The sequence below is a fragment of the Flavobacteriales bacterium genome (assembly GCA_020435415.1).
Taxonomy (GTDB): domain Bacteria; phylum Bacteroidota; class Bacteroidia; order JACJYZ01; family JACJYZ01; genus JACJYZ01.
In genome coordinates this window covers 1-3,064 of sequence record JAGQZQ010000155.1, presented here as the reverse complement: position 1 = coordinate 3,064, position 3,064 = coordinate 1, and the positions used below count along the sequence as shown (strand labels likewise).

Below are 3,064 nucleotides of genomic sequence, written 5' to 3'. Positions count from 1 at the left end.
TGGGCCAGGACAGCAATGGTTTTGTTGATCCGGTCGCCGATGTCTCCTTTGCCCTTGGACTCCACCATATCCTGGAAGCTCCCTCCCCTTGGGATTACCACCAGGCCATCCGCGTCAGCGTACTTGTCTGACACATATTTAACAAAGAGAAGGGTCAGGACATAATCTTTATACTGGGAAGCGTCCATGCCTCCGCGAAGCTCGTCGCAGCTTTTCCAGAGGGAACTATACAATTCGGATTTCTTGATTGCCATGCGAGTTTAATGTAACCGATTTTATTGCCACAAACGGAAAAAAATCACTTCCGTAAAAAAGCATGTTAATGTACACAAAAATGAAAATTTGAATGCAATCGTTCATCTTTGCGACAAATACCCCAAACTAGCGCTGATATCCCACCAAAGCAGCAGCCGTGAATTTTTATGAGGGCGCTGAGGGATGTTAATTCGTGCGTGTCATAACAGTTGATCTTTCCGGACAGCAAGAATAAGATTTTCATGTACCTTGCTTGGTAGGAATGGATGTACTGATGCGCGGATTAATCTATTTGCTATGGTGTTTATCCATCATTTATTCACAAACTCCGAATAACCAAAATAAACATGAAAATCATGATAAAATGGACGTTCCTATTGTTGACCACTTTCTTAGGGTTCGGATGCAATTCCAACGATAATTACGATATTGCAATATCTCCCAACAACGTCGTATATGTTATCCACAAGGGTAATGGCACGGTGTTTTACTATTCAAAGGAAGAAGTGAAGTGGTATGCCTTACCTGGATTGATGAAAGATGGAATGGTTGAATTTTCACCAGAATACGCAAAGTCTTTATCACCAAGCTAGCACCAATATCCCACCAAAACCGCCGGCGATTTTTTGTGGTGAAGTCATAAAAGCATTTGCACGTGATTTTCGTATCTTTGAAGAAGACCTATGAGCAATGAAGTTACTACTTGACATCAAAGACAGCAAAGCAGCCTTCTTCATGGAGGTGTTGAAGAACTTTTCTTTTGTGAAGAAAGCTACATTGATTTCTGATGCCAAAGCCGAATTAATGGAAGACGTACAGCAGGCCGTAGAAGAATTAAAGCAGGTCAGGGAGGGAAAATTGAAAGCCCGTAATGCCGAAGACCTCATCAATGAGCTTTAATATCAAGGTTATTCCCCGGTTCGAAAAGAACCTAAAAAAGCTCGCAAGGAAATACCCTTCCCTGAAAACCGAATATGCGGGACTTGTTGAAAGTCTGAAGATCAACCCAAAGCAAGGTACTTCACTTGGCAACAATTGCTATAAAGTACGTCTGGCTATAGCATCAAAAGGCAAAGGCAAATCAGGAGGTGCAAGGGTGATCACCAACTTTGTTATTTCCAATGATACCGTTTACCTGCTTAGATACCGTTTACCTGCTTACCATTTATGACAAGACGGAAAAGGAAAACATCACAGACAAAGAGCTAAAAGAATTGCTGAACGCTGTGCCGGACTAATGGCAATCAGGCTCACACTCCACACCTACCTTCCCTTCCTTCCCAAAACATTCCCTAAATTTATCTGCCGGTGGTATCCCACTTTGATACATGAAAGCACACATTCTTTCATCACTTCTATGCTTCCTGGCTGTTGACAACATCCCGGACAAAATTCCATATTCCCCCTACCAACCGGAACTTGCCATGAACATCCGGCATGATTCCGTCCTGTGCCAAACCAGTTCGGAGTGCCAGAGACTGGCCTGGGAACTTTCCTTTCTGGGCAGATTTGATGATGCGGAAAATGTGTGGGAAAGGACATGCATCAAAACTGTGAGGGAATCCGTTTTACCTGCATTTACAAATGGCGGGTATAAACCTACTGTTGCACACAACTACATTGTTTCACAAGCAACTTCGAACAGGGTCGTGATGATCAATGAAGCGCATCACGATCCGAAACACAGGGTATTTACATCCGGATTGCTGGAGCAACTGTATGAACAGGGCTTTCGTTATCTGGGTTGTGAAGGGCTGCAAACCAACGATCAGGAAGCATTGCGGAAACGCGGCTATCCGGTGTTCACCTCTTCCGGGTTTTATCTGAAAGAAAGTCAATATGGCAATCTGATACGAAAGGCTATTTCGCTTGGCTTTCATGTATTCGGATACGATCAGATATCCAATGAAAATAGCGGGATCGAATCCCGGGAGGAGCTGCAGGCAAGAAATATCTGGAACGTCATTCAGCAGGACAGCACGGCAAAGGTTCTCATCCATGCCGGATGGGGCCATATCCGTGAGGACTCTGCCGGCATTCCAATGATGGCCCGATGGTTTAAGCAATTATCCGGTATCGATCCGTTGACCATTGATCAAACGGTGATGAATGACCGATTCGCTCCGGATTGCACCGACCCGGTTTATAAACAGGTGGCCCCGGATTTAACTGAACCTTCGGTTTTCATAAATGATGAGATGGACATCTACCGTAGAACAGGCGTAGACATCATGGTATTTCATCCGCCTACGGTTTATTGGGATGGACGGCCATCCTGGCTATATGACAATCCCGGCTTTCATGCATTGCCATTGGAACTTCCGGATAGCCTACACTTCCCATTGCTGATCCGGGTATACAGTGCGGCGGAATTGGATAATCCTTATGCGGTGCCTGTGGATGTGTATACCTTATTGGAACCACAGGAAAGCACGGATATGTTTGTTCCGGGTAAGGGAGAATTTGTGATTGTGTTTACACACGGAAAAGAAGTATTGAAACTCGAACACCGTCGCGTTCAGTAGAGAACATCAGATATCTCTATTATCTTTATCTTACTTCTCTTTGATCATAATAACATTTTCACCCCACGAAACATCCCCAACCAAACAACCACTTCAATGGAACTCACAAAAATCACCATATCAGCCATCATCGATGCAGATTCCGATAAAGTATGGGAAGCATGGACCAACCCGGACCATATCACCAAATGGAACTTCGCCTCGGACGACTGGCATTGCCCCAGGGCACAGAACGATCTGAGGGTGGGCGGAAAACTCCAATCACGGATGGAAGCCAAAGACGG

General features: G+C 44.7%; 4 protein-coding genes and 1 pseudogene. 4 read left to right on the top strand and 1 reads right to left on the bottom strand.

Features of this window, described 5'->3' with window-relative positions; genetic code table 11:
- The coding region (locus KDD36_14935; GenBank protein ID MCB0397943.1) for an SAM-dependent DNA methyltransferase at positions 1-254 on the bottom strand (254 nt) is incomplete at its 3' end.
- A gap of 691 nt (positions 255-945) precedes the next feature.
- Between KDD36_14935 and KDD36_14930 the strand changes: the two genes are divergently transcribed.
- From KDD36_14930 to KDD36_14915, 4 genes and pseudogenes are all read left to right on the top strand, one after another.
- Positions 946-1,155, top strand: a complete 210-nt coding sequence (locus tag KDD36_14930) for a hypothetical protein (GenBank protein ID MCB0397942.1) — start codon at positions 946-948, stop codon at positions 1,153-1,155.
- Positions 1,145-1,493: pseudogene (locus tag KDD36_14925) on the top strand (type II toxin-antitoxin system RelE/ParE family toxin). Before KDD36_14930 ends, KDD36_14925 begins: the two are co-directional and overlap by 11 nt.
- A gap of 90 nt (positions 1,494-1,583) precedes the next feature.
- Positions 1,584-2,780 carry a hypothetical protein gene (locus KDD36_14920; GenBank protein MCB0397941.1) on the top strand — a complete coding sequence of 399 codons (1,197 nt, stop codon included), beginning with the start codon at positions 1,584-1,586 and terminating at the stop codon, positions 2,778-2,780.
- A gap of 96 nt (positions 2,781-2,876) precedes the next feature.
- Positions 2,877-3,064: SRPBCC domain-containing protein (locus KDD36_14915; GenBank protein ID MCB0397940.1), on the top strand; the 188-nt coding region annotated here is incomplete at its 3' end.

Bases quoted from the DNA above. Each gene is read 5' to 3' on its own strand.
- KDD36_14920 (MCB0397941.1), top strand. From the start codon at position 1,584: ATGAAAGCACACATTCTTTCATCACTTCTATGCTTCCTGGCTGTTGAC.
- KDD36_14930 (MCB0397942.1), top strand. From the start codon at position 946: ATGAAGTTACTACTTGACATCAAAGACAGCAAAGCAGCCTTCTTCATG.